Below are 21,471 nucleotides of genomic sequence, written 5' to 3' on the forward strand. Positions count from 1 at the left end.
ACTCCCGTCTACTTCAGATGCGTCTGAACAGCCTCGGCAAGATATTCTGTGAGCCGGCGAACCTGCTCCTCGTCCTCGCCCTCCACCATCACGCGGCACACAGCCTCCGTGCCGGAATAGCGCAGCAACACGCGCCCCCGCGTGCCCAGCTCGTTCTCCACCTTCCTTCTTGCTTCCACCACTTCGGGGCAGTCGTCAAAAGGAATCTTCCGGCGCACATGCACATTCACAAGCTGCTGCGGGAAGGGCTGGAGCAAGCCCGCCAGTTCGGAAAGCGGCCTGTCTTTCTGTTTCATGATACGTAAAAGTTGCAGGGCCGCAAGCAGACCGTCTCCGGTTGTGCCGTATTGCGAAAAAATAAGATGCCCGGACTGTTCCCCGCCCATGGTCGCGCCTTCCCTGCGCATGGCTTCCACCACGTGCCGGTCGCCCACGGGGGTGCGCACAAGACGCCCGCCGCGCTCGTTCATGAACACTTCCAGCGCCATGTTGCTCATCACCGTTGCCACCAGCGTGTTCCCCGGCAGCACACCGCGCTCCATCATATCCTGCGCGCAGATGGCCATAATCTGGTCACCGTCCAGCACGTGCCCCTTCTCGTCCACAACGATAAGGCGGTCCGCATCGCCGTCCAGCGCAAGACCTATATCAGCACCATGGGCAAGCACCCGCTCCGCCGCAACGCCCGGATACAGCGACCCGCACTGCTGGTTGATATTCAGCCCGTCCGGGGAAACGCCTATCTTCACCACATCAGCCCCCAGCTCTTCCAGAGCCAGCGGTGCCACGCGGTAGTTGGCTCCGTGGGCGCAGTCCAGCACAACACGCAGGCCGTCCAGCGTCAGGTCGGTGGGGAAGCTGTTCTTCAGATAAACAATGTACCGGCCGGGAGCGTCCTCTATGCGGTAGGCCCTGCCCACGTTCTCCGGGGCAGGATAGTTCCAAGCATATTCGGGGTTCAGCACCATCTCGGTTATGGCGTCCTCTGCCTCATCCGCCAGCTTAAAGCCCGCGCTGTCAAAGAACTTTATGCCGTTGTCCATAAACGGATTGTGCGAGGCAGAAATAACCACCCCAAGGTCCGCGCGCATATTGCGGGTAAGAAAGGCAATGGCAGGAGTAGGCAGCGGCCCCACAAGAAACACGTCCATGCCCGAGGCGCACAACCCGGACGTAAGGGCCGTTTCAAAAATATAACCGGAAAGGCGCGTGTCCTTGCCTATAACCACCCTGTGGCGGCGCTTGCCGTTCCGAAAAAAAGTCCCCGCTGCCAGCCCCAGACGCAGGGCCACATCGGGAACCATAGGATATATATTCACCTGCCCGCGCAGGCCGTCGGTACCGAAGAGTCGTTTTCCCATCAGTCATCCTCATGCACATTGGAATAGCCGGGCGGAACCTGCTCCGCCACGGCGCGGAAGCAATACGCTATCTCTCCCGGATTGTCACGGACAGGGTGCTCGGCGTTGCAGACCGCATCCACACGCCCTCCGGCAGATGCACACGGTAGGGAAGGGAATGCGTCCCCGGTTCCAGATTCTCCGGCACCTCAAGTGCCGCCTGCACGGATTCCAAAAGTTCGGCATCAGTGCTTCTGGATTCAGGAAGCTCAAGCTGCAACGTCACCCTGCGGGTTTTGGCCTTTACCTCCAAAGATTCAGGGGCCGTAATCTCCACCGTGCGCACCACTTCACGGCGCACGGTCTTCAAACTGAGAACAAAGGCCACCTGCACCCTCGGCGGAATCGCCTCCAGCCCTTCAGGCACGTTCACAATACCGGGCACCTCCACCACGCCGGGCTCAGTCACGTCCGGCACGGTTGCCACAACCTCAACCCCCTCCACCTGCAAAAGCAGTGAAGAAGGCCCCCGCACAGAAACCGCCCCCGGAGCGGCAGTGGTTCCTGTCACCTTCATGTCTGTTGCGGGCGAACCGACAACCTGCACGCTCACAGGCACATCACGGCTTTCTATGCTGTCCACGTTCAGCGTCAGGCGCGAGGGACGAACCTCCACCACCTCATAGGCACTGCCCAGAGGCACTCTTTCCGGCTGAACGGGAATAATGTTCACTCCCGGCGTAAGGGCAGAAAGGTCCAGCGAATAGGCAAGCTGCCTGTCCGTTATGCCCCGCAGCAACCCCTTGGGCGCGCGGACGCGCACGTCCACAGTGGGTTCCAGCCCCTGCATGACGATCAGGTTGGGCGGCATGCCCTTCATTTCAATACGCATCTTGGCCCACGCCTCCACCTCTTCACGGCCCGAAACCATGAACCAGAGGGTGCATGCCATAAGCAGCGCGAGAAGAAAAAATTGCCAATTCGCGCGCATAGCTATCGCTCCAGTGCATTGCGCAGAACGCGCTTGAGCCGGGTGGCGTCAAGCGCCGTGGTCAGCCTTCCGGCTATGGAAACCGTCACAGCTCCCCGCTCCTCGGAAACCACAATGGCCACCGCATCGGTTTCTTCCGTAATACCCATGGCCGCCCTGTGCCGTGTGCCGTATTCCGGCCTGTCCTGCGGCGCAACGGCCAGAGGCAGAATACAGCCTGCCGCACTCAGCCTGCCGCCACGCAGCACCACCGCGCCGTCATGCAGCGGGGTGGAGGTCTGGAACACGGATATGAGAAGCTCCTTCGTCACCTTGGCATCCAGCGGAACGCCGCGCTCCACGGTATCCCCCAGGGGCACGTTGCGTTCCAGCACTATAAGCGCCCCTACGCGCCGCTGGGCAAGGCTGAGCACAGCTCCCACCACTTCGTTGAGCAAATCGTCCTCCACCACCTGCTTACGCCAGAACCCCCTCGCCCCCATTTCCGTCAGGGCGCGGCGTATATCGCGGTTGAAGAGGATGATGATAACCAGAAAGATGGAGCCAAGAAAATTACCGAGCAGCCAGTGCAGGGTATACAGCCCCACCTCCTCGGCCACAAAATAGACAACCAGCACAAGCAGCAGGCCGTAGATGGAAGCCACGGCGCGCGTGCCCTTCACCATGAGTATGATGCGGTAGAAAAGCAGCGTGACCAGCGCGACATCCACCATGTCGCGCCATCCGACGCTTATATTGCCGATTTGCAGCATGCCCGTGGGTGCTCCATACGTTCCGGGCCGGACGGCCGCAGCCTTCCCGCCCCTGTTCCTGCACACTGCCTTTGCCGCAAACGCATACGCCTGCGGCCGAAGCCTCCGCTTCCCTTCACTCCATGGCGGTTACGCAACCCGTGGCGCCAGCGCCTCCGCCACCCGCAGGGTCTGCACCGTCAGGGCCACATCGTGTACCCGGTGCGCAAACACCCCGCGAGATGCCAGAATGGCCGTGGCCGCCTGCGTGGCATTCTGCCGTTGCCCGGGCGGGGCATCACACAGCGCGCCGAACATGGATTTATTGGAAACCGCCGCCATAAGGGGCAGCCCCAACTGCGCAAACCTGTCCATACTGCGCAAAATTGCGAGATTATGTTCCAGCGTCTTGCCGAACCCTATACCGGGGTCCAGCAGTATGCGCGCCTCCGGCATTCCCGCTGAGGTCAATTCTTTCAGCTTTTTCTCGAAAAAGTCCAGAATTTCCTCCACCACATCCTCATATTCCGGAGCCTTCTGCATATCCTCCGGCCTGCCCTTGCTGTGCATGAGCACATAGCCGGGCCTGTACTGCCCAAGCACATCCAGCAGTTGCGGGTCAAAAGCGCAGGCGGAAACATCATTTATGATATCCGCTCCGGCATCCAGTGCGGCAGCCGCCGTGCGCGCCTTATAGGTATCCACGGAAACAGCCCACGGCATGCCGTTGCCGCATCGCAGCCCGTTCAACCCGCGTACGACGGGAATCACCCGCTCCAGCTCCTCTTCCGGCGGCACAGGCTCGGCAAAGGGCCGGGTGGATTCACCCCCCACGTCCAGCACGTGCGCCCCCTCCCCCGCAAGCACTGCGGCATGGGCAAGGGCGGCATCCGTGTTTGCATACTGGCCACCGTCATGAAAGGAATCCGGCGTCACATTCAAAATACCGAATATAAGAAAGGGGGCAGGGCCCAAAGACCTGCCCCCCCGGATTTCCCAGTGTACCGGAGCAAGCATCAGCACTGCTCTCCGCCTTCGGGTTTCTTCGTTTCGTTGTCTGAGTCATCGGAACGACCCTCGCCGTCCTTTGCCTCACCCGGCTCTTCTTCCAGCGTAAACTCTCCCCCGCCCGCAGCGGGCGACTGCTCGCGCGGCGCGGCGGCAGGCCGGGCAAAAGGCCGGGCAGAAGTCTGCTGATCCCTGTATGCGGCTGCCGCACGGGCGCGGTTGTCACGCTCCTCGGCTTCCGCAGGATCATTCAGAATCTCGGCAGGCGGCAGCTCCTGACCGTCCAGCAGAATCTTAATATCGGCTCCGCTTATGGTTTCGCGCTCAAGCAGGGCATCCGCAATCTTGTGCAGGTGCTCGATGTTGTCCTCAAGAAGCTGGCGGGCACGATGACGCGCCTCTTCCATAATGCGCTTCACTTCCGCATCCACAAGGCGGGCGGTTTCCTCACTGTAATTACGCGAATGCGCCCATTCGCGTCCGATGAAGACCTCTTCACCCTGTTCACCAATATTCATGGGGCCAATAGTGTCAGACATGCCCCATTCGCAGACCATCTTCCGGGCCATCTTGGTGGCCCGCTCAATGTCATTGCCCGCGCCGGTGGTCATTTCGTTAAAAATGAGCTCCTCGGCCACACGTCCGCCCAAAAACACCACAAGGTTGTTTTCAAGGAAGGTGCGCGTATATCCGTGGCGGTCACCGTCAGGCAACTGCATGGTCACGCCCAGGGCGCGTCCGCGCGGAATAATGGACACCTTATGCACGGGGTCCGTCTCAGGAAGCAACATGGCCGTAAGGGCATGACCGGCCTCATGATAGGCGGTAACACGCTTCTCGTGGTCGCTCATGACAAGGCTGCGGCGCTCCTTGCCCATCAGAAGCTTATCCTTGGCCATCTCAAAATCGTACATGTTGACCTGATCCTTGTTATTCTTGGCAGCCTGCAGGGCCGCCTCGTTCACAAGGTTCTCAAGGTCTGCACCGGAGAAACCGGGAGTGCCCTTGGCAAGCACTTCCATGTTCACATCCTTGGCAAGGGGCGTGCGCTTGGCGTGCACTTCCAGAATGTGCTTGCGGCCCTTAAGGTCGGGGGTGGGCACCACCACCTGCCGGTCAAAACGGCCGGGACGCAGCAGCGCGGGGTCCAGCACGTCGGGCCGGTTGGTTGCCGCAATAAGGATGACGCCCTCATTGGACTCAAAACCGTCCATTTCCACCAGCAACTGGTTCAGGGTCTGTTCGCGTTCGTCATGACCGCCGCCCAGACCCGCACCGCGCTGACGGCCCACGGCGTCAATTTCATCTATAAAGATAAGGCAGGGAGCGTTTTTCTTGCCCTGAACAAACAGGTCGCGCACGCGCGAGGCACCCACGCCCACAAACATTTCCACAAAGTCGGAACCGGAAATGGAAAAGAACGGAACGCCCGCTTCGCCTGCCACCGCACGCGCAAGCAGCGTCTTGCCGGTACCGGGAGGCCCCACGAGCAGCACGCCCTTGGGAATGCGCCCGCCAAGGCGGGTAAACTTCTTGGGGTTGGACAGAAAATCGACCACTTCGGTCAATTCTTCCTTGGCTTCGTCCACGCCCGCCACATCGTCAAAGGTAACGCGGGTCTGCTCCTGCGAAATGAGCCGGGCACGGGAACGGCCAAACGACATGGCCTTGCCGCCGCCCCCCTGCATCTGCCGCATGAAGAAGACCCACACGCCTATGAGCAGCAGCATGGGGAACCACGATACAAGCAAGGTCATGTACCACGGAGAATCTTCGGGCGGCAGGGCGTTCACCCGCACTCCCTGTCCCAGCAGGCGCTGGACAAGCTGCGGGTCATCCGGTGCAAAGGTGACAACAGCACTGCCATCCTGCTGGCGCGCAGTGAGCCGCTGGCCCTGAATGTCCACCTGCATCACCTGCCCGCCTTCCACCAGCTGCAAAAACTCGGTGTAGCTTACCTTGTTCTGCGCGGATTGAGGTTGGCTGAAAAGATTGAACAATACTACCATGAGAACGGAAATAACCGCCCACAGGACGAGATTTCGTGAAAACTGATTCAAGCGTCTATGCCTCCGAGGTTGTGTCGGATTACTCTTGCAGGGTCCGAATTGTTATTACTAAGACGTACCGCCGCATTTGACAATGACAAGCTTTGCTGATTTCCCAATTTTTCACGAACAATCAGAACATTTGACCGAATGAATCCATCTGCTTGCCCGCCATTGCAAAACCTGCTAGGAAATGCCGACTCAAATTGAGCTTTTCCATGGAACCTCACGGAGACCTGAGCAATCGTGAGCAACAGTGAGCACCAGCAAGCTATGGCGGGCAACGGCAAACCCCGCGCTCACCATCGGAAGCACCACATCAGTTTGAGCTTTCCCGTGGAAGCGTTTCGTCACCGGTGTGGCGCCCGGTCTTCAAAACCGGTGGGGTGGCAGAGATGTCCCCGGTAGGTTCGACTCCTATACGCTTCCGCCAGCACACACGCCCAGCCCTGCTGGGCTTTTTTTTGCCATCCGGCACACAGATCGCGCAGCGCCTTGTCCCTTGTCACCCAAGTCCACCTTCAACACACGCAGGCCCGCCACGAGACGAGGCGTATGATGGAAAAACCGCAAAGGCGCACCCCTTGCATCCCTGCAACGAAAAAGCCCCCGCAGGGCGGGGGCTTCGTGATTCGCTTTCGATCGTTCGCTTAGTAGCGGGGACGGCTCGGACGGCTCTCACGGGGCTGAGCTTCGTTAACCTTCAGGTCGCGGCCACCGATGCTCTTGCCATTCAGTGCCTGAATGGCCTGCGCAGCGCCGGCATCGTCCATTTCCACGAAACCGAAACCACGGGAGCGGCCGGTTTCACGGTCTTCAATGACGCGAGCGGAAATAACATCGCCATAATCAGCGAAGAGGTTGCGCAGATCCGCATCAGTGGTAGACCAAGCCAAGTTGCCAACGTAAATGTTCTTAGACAAGACAATATCTCCGAAAATAAAAAGGAAAGGGATGTACCGCAAAATCCTAAACCAACTCAGGAAATGACAGCACTGCTATCGCTGACATAATGGGTTTCACTCATCCATGTCAAGTGAAGTTCATGATATTTTTTTCTTTGTCCCCATTTTATTTTTTCCGCACAACAAGCCGTAATCCATACAATTCCGCTACACATTTCCCGCACGGTCTTTCTCCCCTGCTTCGTTCGTCTCCTCGGGCACGGGTCAGAATTCCGCCATTCCCGCATTCCCAGCCGCTCCGCAACAACGCTTCCCGCGCTTCTTCCATATTTCGTCCATACTTCGCCTGTGCCATGTCCACGCATCACCCCGCTCCCCCACGTTCTTCCGGCACTCTCCCCCGCTTCCCGCTCTCCCGCCTGTCCCGCCTGTCCCGCGGTCCCCCATTGACAAAACACGCCGCTCACGGAATTATCTTTCGCCATAACGGCACGGCACTCCCCTGCAACCACCTGGCCGGAAAGCCGAAACTGCAGGATATCCCTGATTCGCAACCGCCGGAACCGGAAGGGGCATCTCGCCAATCCGCACGTCATTCATGAACCGAAGGGAAGGACAATGGAAATTTCGCTTAACCTGCTGCCCGAATCGGAAAGGCGGCACTCCGTTCTTAAAGGCATGGACAGCCTGCCCTTTGGCAAGCTGCGCTGCGACCACATGTTCCTGATGGACTACGCCGACAAGACATGGTCCAACCCGCGCATAGTGCCCTACGGCAACTTCAGCATTCCCCCCGGCGCCATCGCGCTGCATTACGGGCAGGCCATTTTCGAAGGAGCCAAGGCCTTCCGCCACGAAGACGGAGAGATTTACACCTTCCGTTTCGAAAAAAACGCCGAGCGTCTCAACCGCTCCGCAGCCATTATGTGCATGCCCTCCGTTCCGGAGGAAATGCAGATTGCCGGTCTCATGCGTCTGCTGGACATAGAGCGGGAATGGTGCCCCACCATACCGGAATCATCGCTGTACATCCGCCCCTTCCTGTTCGCAACGGAAGACGCTCTGGGCGTAAAGCCCAGTGAGAAGTACACATTCTGTATCATGCTTTCCCCCAGCGGCCCCTACTATGCCGGTGGCTTCAACAAGACCGTCACCCTGCTGATCACGGAACAGTTCCACCGCGCAACCCCCGGCGGCACCGGCGCGGCTAAGGCAGCAGGCAACTACGCCGCCTCGTTGCGGGCACAGCTTTTCGCTCAGTCCAAGGGAGCCGCACAGGTGCTGTATCTGGATGCCAGCAACACCTATCTGGAAGAAGTGGGTGCCATGAACCACTTCCATGTGCTGAAAGACGGCTCGCTGATCATTCCGGAATTCACAGACACCATCCTGCGCTCCATAACCTCCGAATCCGTTCTGGAGCTGCTGCCCAACGCACGGCAGGAGAAGGTGAAGCTTTCCGATTTCGTTTCCATGGTTAAATCCGGCGATATCGTGGAGGCCGGCGGCTTCGGCACGGCGGCTGTCATTACCCCCGTTGGCAAATATATCACCGATGCCGGTGATTCCTTCGCCGTGGGCAACGGCTCCATCGGTCCCATCACCCAGGAGCTGTATGATACCTATACCGGCATCCAGAAGGGAATCATCCCGGACACCAAGGGCTGGCTGGCCAAGGTGCCTCACTTCTAACCCACGCCCTCTGCCGCTCTGCAGAACGCACATCGCCCCGCCTCCCATGGCGGGGCGTTTTATAATGCCCGACCGCTTCCAAAAAAATCCCGCCGAAAGGCGGGATATCTGTGCGCGCGGGTAGACGTCTCTAGTAGCGGGGACGGCGTTCGCGGGGCTGTGCCTCGTTCACGCGCAGATCGCGTCCCTGAAAGTTCTGCCCGTTCAGGGCTTCAATCGCCTGCAAAGCATCGGCGGCTTCCATCTCCACAAACCCGAAACCGCGCGAACGCCCGGTCTCGCGGTCTTCTACCACCTTGGCGGAAAGCACGGTACCATAGGAAGAAAAAAGGGTACGCAAATCTTCATCCTTCGCGGACCAGGCCAGATTTCCAACATAAATGTTCTTCGACATGACCAACAACTCCGATAAAAAAGATTCAAAAAGTGCCGCATCCTGCTCATGGCCTTAAAAACACACCTACCCCTGCGGGAAATCATACAGGATGCACCAGCACGACCGGCAACAGCCCCGCTCCACACAGCGGGAGAGGGCCAATCCGCTCTTCCACGTAAACCCCGAGTAGCTGAATCATACAAATCATGTCAACACGTTTATAGCTTGATGCGTACGCTTCCATTCAGTCATTCCGCGCGCATAATTGCAGCCCCTGCAAACAACGATTGCCCCGCCGGAGCGGGGCAATCGTAACCATTCAATATAGAAGCGATCTCTCTCACAACAAGAGCGACTGCAACCCGGCCTACTCCAGCCAGTCCGCAAGCTCAGCAATCTGCGCCCGGACAGAATCCGGCCCGGTGCCGCCCTGCGTTCTGCGACGGGCAACAGCCGCATCATATGCCAGAACCGCGTACACATCGTCATCAATACACTCGGAGATGGTGCGGAATTCATCCATGGTAAGGTCTTCCAGCGGTTTGCCCCGGTCTTCTGCCAGCGCAACCGCCGCACCGGTAAGATGGTGCGCCTCGCGGAAGGGAATGCCCTTGCCCACAAGATAGTCCGCAAGCTCCGTGGCATTCAGAAAACCGGAACGCAGAACGCTCGCCATACGCCCCGTGTTGAACCGCAGTTCCGAGAGCATACCCGCCATGAGCGACAGGGATGCGGATACGGTTCTGTCCGTATCCATGAACGGTTCCTTGTCTTCCTGAAGGTCGCGGTTGTAGGTCATGGGCAGCCCTTTGACCGTGGTCAGCAGGGTCATGAGCGCACCGTAAACACGCCCCACCTTGCCGCGCATAATCTCCGCCACGTCCGGATTCTTCTTCTGCGGCATTATGCTGGAACCGGTGGCATAGGCATCCGGCAGGTAAATATAGCCGAAGTTCGGGTTCGCCCAAATGATCATCTCCTCACAGAAGCGGGAAAGATGTGCCATGATCAGCGAGGCACAGAACAGGGCTTCCAAGGCGAAATCCCTGTCCGATACGGCATCCATGGAATTGCGGAAAGTGCCGTGCATGCCCAGTTCCTCCGCCACGGACGCAGGGTCCAGCGGATACGTGGTGCCCGCAAGGGCGGCTGCACCAAGGGGGCACACGCGCGTGCGCCTGTCGCAATCCGCAAGACGGTCATAGTCGCGGCGCAACATCCATGCATAGGCAAGCAGATGATGCCCCAGGCTCACAGGCTGTGCGGGTTGCATATGGGTGCAGCCGGGCAGCAGCGTATCCACGTGCTGTTCCGCCTGCTTCACCAGTTCCGCAATCACCCCGCGCACCAGTTCCTGCCATTCTCGCACGGCGTCTGAAACGTAGAGCCGGAAATCCAGCGCCACCTGATCGTTGCGCGATCGGCCGGTATGCAGGCGCTTGCCCGCATCGCCCACCAGTTCGGAAAGGCGGCTCTCAATATTCATGTGCACGTCTTCCAGTTCCGCACGCCACACAAACTGGCCGGATTCAATCTCCTGCCGGATGCGCTCAAGCCCGTCCACAATCTGTTCCGCGTCCTGCGCGGAGATAACGCCCTGCCGCGCCAGCATGCGGGCATGCGCCATGGACCCGGCAATATCCTGCCGATACATAAGCCTGTCGTATGAAACGGACTGGGTGTATTCCTCCACCCTTGCGGCGGTCTTCTGGCGGAACCGCCCGCCCCACATCTTCTTTTCTGCCATGATGTTTCCGTGCAAAGAGGATTGTCGCTACTTCTTGTAGCCGAGCAGCCGCAGCCCCTGCAGGCGGATGAAACCCGCCGCGTCCGCCTGATTGTACACCTCGTCCTCCTCAAAGGTGGCAAGGTCCATGCGGTAGAGGGAATAGGGAGACTTGCGCCCCACCGGAACGGCATGCCCCTTGTAGAGCTTCATACGCACGGTGCCGGTAACGTTACGCTGCGTTTCGTCTATGAGCTTCTGCAACGCCTCGCGCTCCGGCGCGAACCAGAACCCGTTGTACACGCATTCGGAATACCGGGTGATGAGCGAGTCGCGCAGGTGCATGGATTCACGGTCAAGGCAGATGCCTTCCAGATCACGGTGGGCGTTGTACAGAATAGTGCCGCCGGGCGTTTCGTACACCCCGCGCGACTTAATGCCCACAAAGCGGTTCTCCACCATGTCCAGACGGCCAATGCCGTGCTTGCCGCCCAGCGTGTTCAGCGCCTTTATCATGGCAGCGGGAGAAAGCTGTTCGCCGTTCAGGGCCACTGCATCGCCGTTCAGATACTCCAGTTCGATGTATTCCGGAGTGTCCGGGGCCTTTTCCATGGGAACAGCCATAAGGTACGAGCCTTCCAGCGGTTCGCTCCACGGGTCTTCCAGTTCGCCGCCCTCAAAGGAGCAGTGGAGCATGTTGCGGTCCATGCTGTACTGCTTGCGCGATGCGGCCACCGGCAGCGGAATGCCGTGCTCCTGAGCAAAATTGGTAAGGTCGGTGCGGGAACGGAAGTTCCACTCGCGCCACGGGGCAATAACCTTCAGTCTGGGGTCCAGCGCCATGGCCGCAAGTTCAAAGCGAACCTGATCGTTCCCCTTGCCCGTGGCGCCGTGCGCCACGGCCTGTGCGCCTTCCTGATGCGCTATTTCCACCAGACGCTTGGCAATAAGCGGTCGTGCAATGGAGGTACCCAGCAGATAGCGCCCTTCGTACACGGCGTTGGCGCGCATCATCGGATAGATGAAGTCGCGGGCAAACTCCTCGCGCAGGTCTTCCACATACGCACGGGAAGCACCGGTGGCCAAAGCCTTGGCATCCACGCCGTCAAGGTCTTCTTCCTGTCCCAGATCGGCGGTAAGGGTTACCACCTCGCAGTTGTAGGTAAGGGCGATCCACTTGAGGATCACAGACGTATCAAGCCCGCCGGAATAGGCGAGCACAACCTTCTTTATATCCTTGCTCATTCTCTTTCCTTATCGTCTCGCATACAATGAAGCGCGTTCTGCAGTCTGCCGCGCGTTCCGGCCCGGACTGCAAAGTTATTTTTCAGGCAATCAGGAGAAAATCCACTCCAGAATGGCCTTTTGCATATGCAGGCGGTTCTCCGCCTGATCAAAAACAATGGAAGCAGGGCTTTCAAACACGCCCTCGCTCACCTCTTCGCCCCGGTGCGCGGGCAGGCAATGCATGAACTTGGCATCGGCCGCCGCATACTTCATCAGCTGCTCATCCACCATAAAGCCCGCAAAGGCCTTTTCGCGGCGTTTCTGCTCCGCTTCCTGCCCCATAGAGGCCCACACGTCCGTATTCACGTAGTGTGCACCGTCAATGGCCATCTGCGGATCATTGGTGCAGAATATCTTGGCCCCGGCCTGCAACGCCAGTGTGAGCAGGCTCTTGTCCGGCTCGTATCCCTGCGGGAAGGCCATGAACAGTTCAAACCGGAAATAGATGGCGGCTTCAATCCACGAATTGGCCATGTTGTTGCCGTCGCCAATCCATGCCACGCGCACCTTGCTGAGGTCCGGTGTGCGCTCATATATGGTGAGCAGGTCGCTCATCACCTGGCAGGGATGCCCCTGATCGGTCAGCGCGTTCACCACAGGAATGGTGCCATAACGCACCAGCTCGTCAATCTTTTCCTGCCCGAAGGTCCGCACGATCATGCAGTCATTATAGCGGGAAAGAACCCGCGCGGTATCCTTCAGCGGTTCGCTGCGGCCGAGCTGGCTTTCGGCGGGCGTCATGAAAATTGTCTTGGCTCCCAGATGGAACAGAGCGGTCTCAAAGGACACGCGGGTCCGGGTAGAGGCTTTCTCGAACAGCAGAATGGCGGTTTTGCCCTGCATAAGATCGCTGCGGAAATCCGTGTCCTTCATTTCCTTGGCGCGGACCAAAAGCCGATGCGCGCTCTCACAGCCCAAGTCCCGTATTTTCGTGAAGTGTCTGGTCATTCGGGAAAACCTCTCAGTATGTCGTTCATTCCGCACTCGTTGCGAAAAGAGTGTTTTTAGGCCCAAAAGTCCATATTTGTAAACCCGCAGTTAGGCGCATGCGCCGCAGATTTTTTGCCTGCCCCGGGAATGTTTGCATCCTGCCCGCCTCATCTGCTACACACGCCTGCATAGGCTGTTGCACATTGCCAACCAGCTGCGCCGCAACGGGCATTCAGCCCGGAGCACGCACGCATCGCTGTAATTACCGGGATATGCACCGGGCAGCCCCGCAACGCGACAGGCCAGCGAACTTGTTCTCAAACCGCCGTCCGGCCCGCGACAGACCCACGCGCCCGGCAGGCGGCACACACCCTTTCACCCGGTATGCCCATGCAGGAATCTCCACGCCCTCCGGTTGCCCTGTTCGTAAAAACCTTCTCCCGCTACGGCGGGGTGGAGCAGTTTTGCTACAGGTTCACGGAATACCTCAAGCAGCGGGGGTATCCCGTAACCGTGTTCTGCGGCGAAGATATGTCCGACGAGGCACAGGCAGGCCATCCGCGCCCGGAAGTAACCACCGTGGGCATGTGGCGCCCCGGTCGCTTTCTCAAGCATTTCAGCCTATATCAAAAGATGGGACGACGCCTCGCCCACCTGCCCCCGGAAACGGTATCCTTCTGCTTCGGCAACTTTGCCGGGTGCAGCATCTACCGCTCCGGCGGCCCCCATGTAGACTTCATGCGGCGCAGCCTGCGGGCACAGCGGTCTCCCCTGCGCAGACTGGGCAAGGCTCTCAGCCGAGCGTTTTCACCGGTTAACTGGCTTCTGCCCATGCTGGATGTTTCCATATACTCCCACCCGCGCACCCGCTGCATCCTCGCTATTTCCGAAAAAGTGCGCGAGGCGGCGGAAACAGCCTTTCCCGGCACGCGGGGCAAGGTGGTCGTCATCCCCAACGGCGTGGACACATCGCGCTTCAATCCCGCCCGTCTGGAAGAACTGCGGGAACAGGCACGCATATGGTATTCGCTGCGCGAGGGGCAAAAAGCCGTGGGGTTCTGTTCCACAAATTTCGAACTCAAGGGACTGGACAGGCTCATCAAGGCGCTCCCCCTGCTGCCGCAGGAATACGTCGTCATTGCCGCAGGCGGACGAAACCACGCCAAATACATCGAATACGCCAGAAAGCTGAAGGTGCATGAGCGCATCTTTTTCCCGGGCAAGGTAGAAGATATGCCCAAATTCTACGCCGCGCTGGACGTGTTCTGCCACCCCTCGTTCTACGACACCTTTGGCAGCGTGGTGGCAGAGGCGCTTGCCATGGGCGTGCCCGCCGTCACCACGCGCGATGTGGGTGCCTGCGACCTCATCACCAACGGCGTAAACGGCGTTGTAGTGCCGGTTCCGGAACCGGAGGCGCTTGCAAACGCCATTCTGGACCTGCAAGGAATCACCGCCGGACAGAATTTCGGCAGCGTTCAGGACGATACCGAAGTATTTTCGCGTTACGTGGAACTCATAGAGCGCGTGGCGCGCGTGCGCTGACCACCCAAACCCCTGTAGCACCACCCGCCCATGCAGAATACGGACACAGACGTCTCGCTCCTCATCCCCGCCTACAAGCCGGAATGGTTTGAACAGTGCCTGCGCAGTTGCCTTGCCCAGACCCTGCCCGCACGGGAGATCATCATTTCGGACGACTGTCCCACAGACGACATCCGGCGCATTGTGGAGCCGCACCTTGCAGACCCGCGCCTGCGTTACGTGCGCAACACGCCGTCGCTGGGACTGGCGGCCAACTACCTGCAGCTTGCCCGCCTCGCCTCCTGCCGCTGGCTGAAATTTTTTGATGATGACGACATCCTGCACCCTGAAGGGCTGGAGCGGCTCATGCGCCGCACCGATGCCAGTGTCAGCCTCGTGCTCGGCGGCTGCCGTATGCTCAAGGAAAACGGCGCGGTCATGGAAAAACGGGAGCCGCTGCCCCCGCGCACGCAGGGCATGGACTATTTTCTGCGAACCTATGCCAAGGTGCCGCTCACGCTGTTCTCGCGCATGCTCATCCGAGCCGATGTGGCAAAGGCCCTGCTCGCGGAAGACATCCCGCCCCGGATGATCAGCCTTGACGAACTGATGGGGCTGCGTGCCGCTCTGGCGGGTGACGTGGCATGGGAACCCGCCATCATATGCGACCACAGAGATTTTTCCGGCGGCTATTCGCGCAACAGGGAACCGCAGGTGCTCATGGACGACCTCGCCTTCGTGACAAACCCGCATGACCATGCCCTGAAGGCGCAACTGGCCCCGCCCGCCGCCCTGCGCCGCTGGCGGTCGACCATGGTGCGCAAGTACGCGCGCGGTGCCATAAGCAAATTCATCAAACACAAAGACAGGCAGGGGTTGCGCACGTTTCTCCGGCACCTGTACGCCCGCTTCGGGCTGCTTGCCGTGCGCTGTGCGCTGTCGCCCCGCCTGCTTGTCAAATACGGCAAAAGCCTTTTACCATACCAGTGACGGCCCCCGCCGGCAGCGGCATACCGCAGCCACATGCCCTGCCGTCAGCCAAACCGCAAACAGGCCCGTCACATCATTCACAGGATACGGAATGCGCAAACCAGTTCTCTTCCGGGTTACAAACAATCTCAATATCGGCGGTGTGCAGCGGCGCATCCGCTCCGTGCTGCCCCTGCTGACCGATACGTTTGACGTGCACGTGGTCACCTACAAAGACAAGGGAATCTTCTGGGAAGAACTCCCCCACCACGGCGTGCAGACGCATTTTGTCCCCCTGAACGGCAAGTGGGACATGGGCGGCATCCGGCGCATGGCAGCACTCTTCCGCCAGTGCGGGACCGATATCGTGCACACCCACTCTCTGGGCGGCAACATTTCAGGCATTCTGGCCGCCGCACTGGCAAAAGTGCCCGTCCGCATCGGGCAGGTGCACCACCGCGGCGTGCACTGGTACGCCCGCAGCCCCCTGCACCGCTGGAAGCAGAAGGCAGAAGAAACCCTTATCCACCGCCTGTTCACGGACAAGGTACTGCACGTTTCGCAGGAATCGCTGGACTATTTCGCACAGCAGACCGGGCTGCCCTCCGGCAAGCTCGCCGTGCTGCACAACGGTGTGGACTTCAATGCCATGCTGCCCGACACAGACCCGGCCGCCCTGCGCGCCTCGCTGAGCATTGCCCGCCACAAAACCATCATAGGCTTCGTGGGCAGGCTGGTAGAAGGCAAGGGCGTGGAGTTCTGCATGGAATTCGCAAAACAGTGCCTTGCCGCTTCAGACCGCTACGCCTTTGTTATCGTGGGCGGAGCACCGGAAGAAAAGCTCCGCTCACTGCGCAAGGCCGCCTCAGGCTGGGGCGACGGGGCAAGCGTGGTCTTCACGGGTGAGCGCAAAGACGTGGCCAACTTCTACAACCTGTTCGACCTCTATTTCTTCCCGTCCGATGCGGAATGGGAAGGCATGCCCGGCGTCGTGCTGGAAGCATGCTCCTTCGGTCTGCCGGTGCTGGCGCGCGAGACCGCCCCCGTGCGCGAGATATCCGCCTACTATCCCCGCATCCTGTTCATGGATGACAATACGGCCCCGCCTGCCGCCCTGGAAGCCGCCCTGCGCCTGCCCGCCGCAGACCAGCTGGCCTTCCGCGACCGCTTCAGCATAGAGGCCATGGCGGAACGCACTCGGGCGCTCTACCTTGCCCTGCTCCACAACCGCGCGCAGGAACATCCTGCCCGCTAGGGTTGTCAACCGGAGCACGCAGCAGTATAGCCCCCGCATGAACAACAACGTATTCCTCAGCCCCTTGCGGCACTACAGGCAGCAATACACCCGGCACGCAGGCGAGCACGCGTTTCAGGTGGTCGTGGAAGAAACGGACCTGCACGTAACCGCAAGCGCAGACCTTGCCGCAGACATGGGCCGCTACGTCTCCGCCTTACGCGGGCAGCTCAAGGCATACATGCTGCTGCATCCGGAATTCCTCACAAGCCGTGTGCCCGTAGAGGTTCCCGCCTCTGCGGCCCCCATAATCCGCCGCATGGCCCATGCCGCCGCCATCGCCGGAGTCGGCCCCATGGCCGCTGTGGCAGGAACCATTTCCCAGATGGTATGCGAAGAGTTTGCCGCACAAAGCCCGGAACTCATCGTGGAAAACGGCGGCGATGTGTACATGCTCTCCACCCGCGACCGCGTTGCGGGTCTGCTGCCCGACCCGCACAGCGATGCCACCATCGGCATTGTCGTACACGCGCACGAATTTCCCGTGAGCATATGCGCCTCTTCGGCCACCATCGGCCACTCGCTGAGTCTGGGCAAAGGCGACCTTGTGGCCGTGCGTTCCCGCTGCGGCAGCCTTGCGGACGCCTGTGCCACCGCCCTGTGCAACCTGCTCACCGCGCCGGATGCCATAACGCTGGTCACAGAACGCGCCGCCGCCCTCGAAGCACAGGGCATCGAGGGCGTGTTCGCACAATGCGGCGGGCGTGTCGCCATTTGGGGGAAGATGGAACTGGCGGTGGTGTAGACCTCCCCGCCCGCCAGTTCCGCATAAGCTCTGCCGTGTGTCGGAACAAACTCAGCAAGCCCGGCAGCCCACACTTACGCCGGTGAACTGCTAACCTGCAAACCTGCTAGCCCTGCGCCTTCGCGGTCTTACGCTACCGCTCCAGCCCTTCCTTCACATTCTTGAAGAGCATAAGAACAAATTTATCAGGCACCTGCTCGCCGTCCACGTGCATGCTGCGCAGTTCCGTCACCGCGTTTTTGCTGGGGGTTATCGTGTGCACCACCTCCAGCCGGTACTCGTGGCCCTTGCCTGCATCGTCCTGCGAAAGAATGCGCAGCTGCCACACGCCTTCGGCATGCTGCCAGTCCATTCCCTGCACCTTCTGGGTGCCCGCGTTGCGGCGGATAAGACCTATAAGCTCATGCAGCGAAAACGGCTTGCCCTTGCCCGCCACACCAAGATACTCCCCTCCGGAGCGGACCACCAGCGGCTGCTCCATAAGCGCGCGCTCAGGCATGACCGTAGCGCCTCCATGCCCGCCAGACACAGAGGAAGCAGCACGTCCGCTTCCCGTCGCCGCATAGTAATCGTCCAGAAACTGGCCCACCATATCCGCGCGCTCGCGCCGGAACCGCTCAAGCTCCGCATCCAGTTCCGCAAGCCGTTCTTCATAACCGCGCACTAGGTCCGCCCGCTCCTGACGCAGATGCGCCACCTCGCCGCGCAATGCCGCCACCTCTGCCCGCAGGTGCGATTGCACCTCAAGAACGGAAGACATGGTGTCCAGTATGCCGGAAAGCTCCTGCACAAGCGTATGCTGACCGGGGCGCACGCTGCTGTGAAAGCCCTGCCTGTCCGCTGCTGCGCCTGCGGCGGAAGAGGAACCGAACGCCGCCGTGCCGGAAGGAGAAGAAACCCCGCCGGAACCCCGCTGCCCCGCAGAGCGGTCAGCCTGAAAGACGGACCCGGCCTGCCCGGCTTGACCATGCGGACCGATCAAACCATGCGAACCTATCAAGCCGTGCGAACCGACAGAGTTGGCAGAACTTGCAGAGCTGGCAGGATCACCCGCAGCAGCCTCCACATCCCCGGAAACGCCCTGACACATGGCAAAAAGCCGTTCCTCGACCTCTTCAGCCGACCAGTTTCTGGTGAACATTTCCCGTATCTCCCTGAATAGAACCACTGCCTCGGCAGTATACCGCACGCGCCGCCCCCTACCGCCCGCAACGGGGATAAACCGGACAAACCTGTCCTTGTAGTACGAGATGGTGGAGGGCGGAATATCAAGCTGCCGCCCAATCTCTCTCAGGCTGTACGATTCTCTCATGGCTGCCGAATAGTTGTCCTACTGTTGGATTTTGAACACCATACTTGATCAATAAGTATTGTCAACATCTATTTCAAAAAGTTAAGCCCTCATCGCCTGCCTAATAAAACAACAAATAACCAATGATTAACCAACTAAAAACCCACACGACACCCTCCCGCCACCCTACCGGCAGCAATTCACTGCCCCGCTCTCCGTTTGAACCGGCAAGGAAAAAGCATCCCACCCGCCACCACTACAAACATATCCGGCCCCGCCAAACCAGACCGCACGAAACGCTTGACGCCTCCCGCCCTTAAAGCTATAAGGCCCTTCTCATTTCGCCAGATCCTGCCAGTATAGCTCAGTCGGTAGAGCAACTGATTCGTAATCAGTAGGTCGTCAGTTCAATTCTGACTACTGGCTCCAGGAAAAGTAAGGCCTGACGCGGGGTTTAACCGCATCAGGCCTTTTCTTGTACTGGTCAAAAATGGTCAATACTGGTCAGTTTTTTACGCACCAATGCGTAAAGTTTGCGTAAAGACTTTTTTACGCAAAAGCCTCACCATCACCCCAAGCCTCTACAATCTGATTGTGCAATTCCAAGTTCATCCTTGCATGATCCTTTCAACCCGCGCCAACCATAGCCACTCTCGTTTTTTATACCCAACAATCGCGCAGAAGAAATTACATGCAGCACGGTGCGCTCGCATTTTGAAAAAAAGCCTGCAGACCGCATTCTCTGTCGCTATACAGAATCCCGCCCCCTCTCCGCCCCTGTTCACGGTTTGCAATTTTTTGCACAGTCCTGCACATCGTGCAATTGAGGCATCGTGGTAAATAGCCATACGCCGCGCGCTCTGCTTCCCCCATTGCGCCCCTATTCGTATTGCACAAAAACGCCCCATAAACCGCGAAGGCGGGGGGCTGCAGAGTTCGATTTTTCCCGCCTGCGGCGTTTTTTTTGCGTAAAGCGCCCTGCATAAGAGAAGCCCCACCATCCGGCGGGGCTTCTTCATTTCCTGTTTCATCCAGCAACAGCCACAGGCATCAATGCTCTGCTGGCCGATCACGCTCACCGCTGTCTGCATGGGGCTGCATGCTGGCGGCATGGTCATCAACCCAGGCGGCGCAGCGCTCCATATCTTCCGATAGCAAACGCATCATTTCAGCCAAAGGGTCTTCTGCTGCGTCCATCATCTCGGCCATGCGGTTCATGGCGCGGGCCACGCCGTACATTCTGTTTACCGGGTTGGGGGCTAGGGGGCTTTCCACGTTCAGGGTGGTGTTGGCATTGTGGGTCATTCCGGGCCTCCTGTAGATTTGAGTTTGAGAGAAAACCAATAAAAGAGCGACCAAGTGCTCTCAGGTTCTACAGGAACCCCCGGGACCTCACGGCGATCCGGACACTTGGCCGCTCGTTATACCACATAGTGACGGCTATGCGGCAAAAGCAGACAAACTGGGGATGCACCCCTCCCGTCTGTTCACTGGGAAAAGCGCATAAAAAATCCCCGACTGGACGCACGAAGGCGTAGGACTCGGGGGAGCCCTGTAGATTTGAGGAGATCAGGATTACAGAGAGGGGTGGGGGGTGTCAAGGGGTGGGAAGGGACGAATGAAGGAAGAGGAGACCTGAGCATAAAACAAAAGCACTTGTGATGCGCGGCGCGAAAACGCGGCCGCTCGGTGCGATATAACGATGTAGTCCATTTGGTTCCATAATGCGGAACAAAATTCAAGCGCCCGGTTGTCAGCCGGGCGCTTGTAGTTTGGTTTAGGGGGCTTTGTCTGCTGTCGCTATCCCGGCAGCACGTACACAGGGTCAATGGCTGCAATAGCCCCGGCATCATCACCGGCGGCGGCCAGCTGGTCCTCGTATCGCTGTTGCTGGCCCAGCACTGCGGCGGATACGGCCTCATACGTGGCCACGTTGGCCAGTACGCGGGTTACCAGATCGGCCAGCGGAATACCGCGCGTTGCGGCAATGCCGGTGAGCAGCGGTGCGGCAGCGTCCGGGTCTGCTGACAGCGCGCGGGCCTCCGCCTCCTGTTTGCTCCACGACAGTTTCTCATGTTCGGAATAGTTTGCGGTCAGCGTTGCCATGAACGCATCAGCGCGAGCAACTATCTCCCGCCGTTTTGCGGAGCGGGCGGCATCCACATCAACCAGCCACGCATCGCCGCCCCAGACTGCATACGGGCTATCCGGCGGCTCCTGCGGTGTATAGCTAGGCGGTACGTCCGCGCCTGCGGAAACGTACATCCGTTCCCGCGTGGACGTGGACCACACGGGCGTCTTGGCCACCGGGTTGGGGTAGCTGATCACCAGCACGCCATCCTCGTTCGTTTCCAGCGGGTCGCCGAAATCGTACCGATTAATGTCCACGTCGGGCGGGCTCACCCGCACCGGCACCACGCCTATGGCCGCGAGCCGGTCTGCCCATGCCTGCTCCACCTCGCCAGTGCACCGGGCCAGACTGGATCGGGGATACACATGCCCGCCGTGGACCACATCTCGCGCAGCAGCTATGGAGCCGTCTTTGTATTTATATTGCATGGTTGCTCCTACAATATGGTGTGTTGAATAACAGAGCCATTCCCGCCATCGCCGC

18 protein-coding genes and 2 tRNA genes are annotated in these 21,471 nt (G+C 59.5%); 7 read left to right on the forward strand and 13 right to left on the reverse strand.

Features of this window, described 5'->3' with window-relative positions; genetic code table 11:
• Positions 1–8: 8 nt before the first annotated feature.
• The 5 genes from glmM to ftsH all read right to left on the reverse strand — a co-directional run bounded on the left by glmM (position 9) and on the right by ftsH (position 6,130).
• Complete coding sequence (glmM, locus tag HUV26_RS02825) at positions 9–1,361, reverse strand: phosphoglucosamine mutase (RefSeq protein ID WP_174408553.1); 1,353 nt, start codon at positions 1,359–1,361, stop codon at positions 9–11.
• 67 nt (positions 1,362–1,428) lie between these two features.
• A complete protein-coding gene (locus tag HUV26_RS02830; RefSeq protein WP_174408554.1) occupies positions 1,429–2,331 on the reverse strand; it encodes a CdaR family protein in 903 nt (300 codons plus the stop codon).
• 2 nt (positions 2,332–2,333) lie between these two features.
• Positions 2,334–3,083: a diadenylate cyclase CdaA gene (cdaA, locus tag HUV26_RS02835; RefSeq protein ID WP_174408555.1), complete on the reverse strand. Its 750-nt coding sequence runs from the start codon at positions 3,081–3,083 to the stop codon at positions 2,334–2,336.
• A gap of 129 nt (positions 3,084–3,212) precedes the next feature.
• On the reverse strand, positions 3,213–4,079 hold the full coding sequence (gene folP, locus HUV26_RS02840; RefSeq protein ID WP_174408556.1) for a dihydropteroate synthase: 867 nt from the start codon (positions 4,077–4,079) through the stop codon (positions 3,213–3,215).
• Positions 4,079–6,130, reverse strand: coding sequence for an ATP-dependent zinc metalloprotease FtsH (ftsH, locus tag HUV26_RS02845; RefSeq protein WP_174408557.1), 2,052 nt, complete (start codon positions 6,128–6,130; stop codon positions 4,079–4,081). The genes folP and ftsH overlap by 1 nt, the downstream gene beginning before the upstream one ends.
• A gap of 326 nt (positions 6,131–6,456) precedes the next feature.
• On the opposite strand from ftsH, the gene HUV26_RS02850 reads away from it, so the two are divergent.
• A tRNA-Sec gene (locus tag HUV26_RS02850) sits at positions 6,457–6,551 on the forward strand.
• A gap of 217 nt (positions 6,552–6,768) precedes the next feature.
• Here HUV26_RS02850 and rbp (HUV26_RS02855) read toward each other — a convergent pair.
• The gene (rbp, locus tag HUV26_RS02855) at positions 6,769–7,041 is read right to left on the reverse strand and encodes an RNA-binding regulator (protein ID WP_174408558.1); all 273 of its coding nucleotides are present in this window, start codon (positions 7,039–7,041) and stop codon (positions 6,769–6,771) included.
• 600 nt (positions 7,042–7,641) lie between these two features.
• On the opposite strand from rbp (HUV26_RS02855), the gene HUV26_RS02860 reads away from it, so the two are divergent.
• Entirely contained in the window at positions 7,642–8,715 is a 1,074-nt protein-coding gene (locus HUV26_RS02860; RefSeq protein ID WP_174408559.1) for a branched-chain amino acid aminotransferase, read from the forward strand.
• Positions 8,716–8,845: 130 nt separating this feature from the next.
• Here HUV26_RS02860 and rbp (HUV26_RS02865) read toward each other — a convergent pair whose 3' ends face one another.
• From rbp (HUV26_RS02865) to argF, 4 genes are all read right to left on the reverse strand, one after another.
• Positions 8,846–9,109 (reverse strand): RNA-binding regulator, encoded by a 264-nt coding sequence (gene rbp, locus HUV26_RS02865; RefSeq protein WP_174408560.1) that lies wholly within the window; start codon positions 9,107–9,109, stop codon positions 8,846–8,848.
• A gap of 349 nt (positions 9,110–9,458) precedes the next feature.
• Positions 9,459–10,838 (reverse strand): argininosuccinate lyase, encoded by a 1,380-nt coding sequence (argH, locus tag HUV26_RS02870; RefSeq protein ID WP_174408561.1) that lies wholly within the window; start codon positions 10,836–10,838, stop codon positions 9,459–9,461.
• 27 nt (positions 10,839–10,865) lie between these two features.
• Positions 10,866–12,062, reverse strand: a complete 1,197-nt coding sequence (locus tag HUV26_RS02875) for an argininosuccinate synthase (protein WP_174408562.1) — start codon at positions 12,060–12,062, stop codon at positions 10,866–10,868.
• A gap of 90 nt (positions 12,063–12,152) precedes the next feature.
• Positions 12,153–13,052: an ornithine carbamoyltransferase gene (argF, locus tag HUV26_RS02880; protein WP_174408563.1), complete on the reverse strand. Its 900-nt coding sequence runs from the start codon at positions 13,050–13,052 to the stop codon at positions 12,153–12,155.
• A 372-nt stretch (positions 13,053–13,424) separates the two neighbouring features.
• On the opposite strand from argF, the gene HUV26_RS02885 reads away from it, so the two are divergent.
• From HUV26_RS02885 to HUV26_RS02900, 4 genes are all read left to right on the forward strand, one after another.
• Positions 13,425–14,579: a glycosyltransferase family 4 protein gene (locus HUV26_RS02885; protein WP_174408564.1), complete on the forward strand. Its 1,155-nt coding sequence runs from the start codon at positions 13,425–13,427 to the stop codon at positions 14,577–14,579.
• A gap of 30 nt (positions 14,580–14,609) precedes the next feature.
• Complete coding sequence (locus tag HUV26_RS02890) at positions 14,610–15,548, forward strand: glycosyltransferase family 2 protein (protein WP_174408565.1); 939 nt, start codon at positions 14,610–14,612, stop codon at positions 15,546–15,548.
• 91 nt (positions 15,549–15,639) lie between these two features.
• A complete protein-coding gene (locus HUV26_RS02895; protein ID WP_174408566.1) occupies positions 15,640–16,782 on the forward strand; it encodes a glycosyltransferase in 1,143 nt (380 codons plus the stop codon).
• Between the two features lie 37 nt (positions 16,783–16,819).
• A complete protein-coding gene (locus HUV26_RS02900; RefSeq protein WP_174408567.1) occupies positions 16,820–17,566 on the forward strand; it encodes a UPF0280 family protein in 747 nt (248 codons plus the stop codon).
• Between the two features lie 133 nt (positions 17,567–17,699).
• On the opposite strand, the gene HUV26_RS02905 is transcribed toward HUV26_RS02900, so the two are convergent.
• Complete coding sequence (locus HUV26_RS02905) at positions 17,700–18,878, reverse strand: MerR family transcriptional regulator (RefSeq protein ID WP_174408568.1); 1,179 nt, start codon at positions 18,876–18,878, stop codon at positions 17,700–17,702.
• A 332-nt stretch (positions 18,879–19,210) separates the two neighbouring features.
• On the opposite strand from HUV26_RS02905, the gene HUV26_RS02910 reads away from it, so the two are divergent.
• A tRNA-Thr gene (locus HUV26_RS02910) sits at positions 19,211–19,286 on the forward strand.
• A gap of 621 nt (positions 19,287–19,907) precedes the next feature.
• On the opposite strand, the gene HUV26_RS02915 is transcribed toward HUV26_RS02910, so the two are convergent.
• Together HUV26_RS02915 and HUV26_RS02920 are read right to left on the reverse strand one after the other, a co-directional pair.
• A complete protein-coding gene (locus HUV26_RS02915) occupies positions 19,908–20,162 on the reverse strand; it encodes a hypothetical protein (RefSeq protein WP_174408569.1) in 255 nt (84 codons plus the stop codon).
• A 495-nt stretch (positions 20,163–20,657) separates the two neighbouring features.
• The gene (locus HUV26_RS02920) at positions 20,658–21,416 is read right to left on the reverse strand and encodes an HI_1402-related protein (protein ID WP_174408570.1); all 759 of its coding nucleotides are present in this window, start codon (positions 21,414–21,416) and stop codon (positions 20,658–20,660) included.
• Between the last annotated feature and the right edge of the window lie 55 nt (positions 21,417–21,471).

This window comes from Desulfovibrio psychrotolerans (genome assembly GCF_013340305.1).
GTDB classification, from domain to species: Bacteria; Desulfobacterota; Desulfovibrionia; order Desulfovibrionales; family Desulfovibrionaceae; genus Halodesulfovibrio; species Halodesulfovibrio psychrotolerans.

Bases quoted from the DNA above. Each gene is read 5' to 3' on its own strand.
- HUV26_RS02915 (WP_174408569.1), bottom strand. From the start codon at position 20,162: ATGACCCACAATGCCAACACCACCCTGAACGTGGAAAGCCCCCTAGCC.
- cdaA (WP_174408555.1), bottom strand. From the start codon at position 3,083: ATGCTGCAAATCGGCAATATAAGCGTCGGATGGCGCGACATGGTGGAT.
- HUV26_RS02895 (WP_174408566.1), top strand. From the start codon at position 15,640: ATGCGCAAACCAGTTCTCTTCCGGGTTACAAACAATCTCAATATCGGC.
- folP (WP_174408556.1), bottom strand. From the start codon at position 4,079: ATGCTTGCTCCGGTACACTGGGAAATCCGGGGGGGCAGGTCTTTGGGC.
- rbp (WP_174408560.1), bottom strand. From the start codon at position 9,109: ATGTCGAAGAACATTTATGTTGGAAATCTGGCCTGGTCCGCGAAGGAT.
- argH (WP_174408561.1), bottom strand. From the start codon at position 10,838: ATGGCAGAAAAGAAGATGTGGGGCGGGCGGTTCCGCCAGAAGACCGCC.
- HUV26_RS02920 (WP_174408570.1), bottom strand. From the start codon at position 21,416: ATGCAATATAAATACAAAGACGGCTCCATAGCTGCTGCGCGAGATGTG.
- HUV26_RS02890 (WP_174408565.1), top strand. From the start codon at position 14,610: ATGCAGAATACGGACACAGACGTCTCGCTCCTCATCCCCGCCTACAAG.
- argF (WP_174408563.1), bottom strand. From the start codon at position 13,052: ATGACCAGACACTTCACGAAAATACGGGACTTGGGCTGTGAGAGCGCG.
- HUV26_RS02830 (WP_174408554.1), bottom strand. From the start codon at position 2,331: ATGCGCGCGAATTGGCAATTTTTTCTTCTCGCGCTGCTTATGGCATGC.
- HUV26_RS02905 (WP_174408568.1), bottom strand. From the start codon at position 18,878: ATGAGAGAATCGTACAGCCTGAGAGAGATTGGGCGGCAGCTTGATATT.
- HUV26_RS02860 (WP_174408559.1), top strand. From the start codon at position 7,642: ATGGAAATTTCGCTTAACCTGCTGCCCGAATCGGAAAGGCGGCACTCC.
- glmM (WP_174408553.1), bottom strand. From the start codon at position 1,361: ATGGGAAAACGACTCTTCGGTACCGACGGCCTGCGCGGGCAGGTGAAT.
- HUV26_RS02900 (WP_174408567.1), top strand. From the start codon at position 16,820: ATGAACAACAACGTATTCCTCAGCCCCTTGCGGCACTACAGGCAGCAA.
- HUV26_RS02885 (WP_174408564.1), top strand. From the start codon at position 13,425: ATGCAGGAATCTCCACGCCCTCCGGTTGCCCTGTTCGTAAAAACCTTC.
- HUV26_RS02875 (WP_174408562.1), bottom strand. From the start codon at position 12,062: ATGAGCAAGGATATAAAGAAGGTTGTGCTCGCCTATTCCGGCGGGCTT.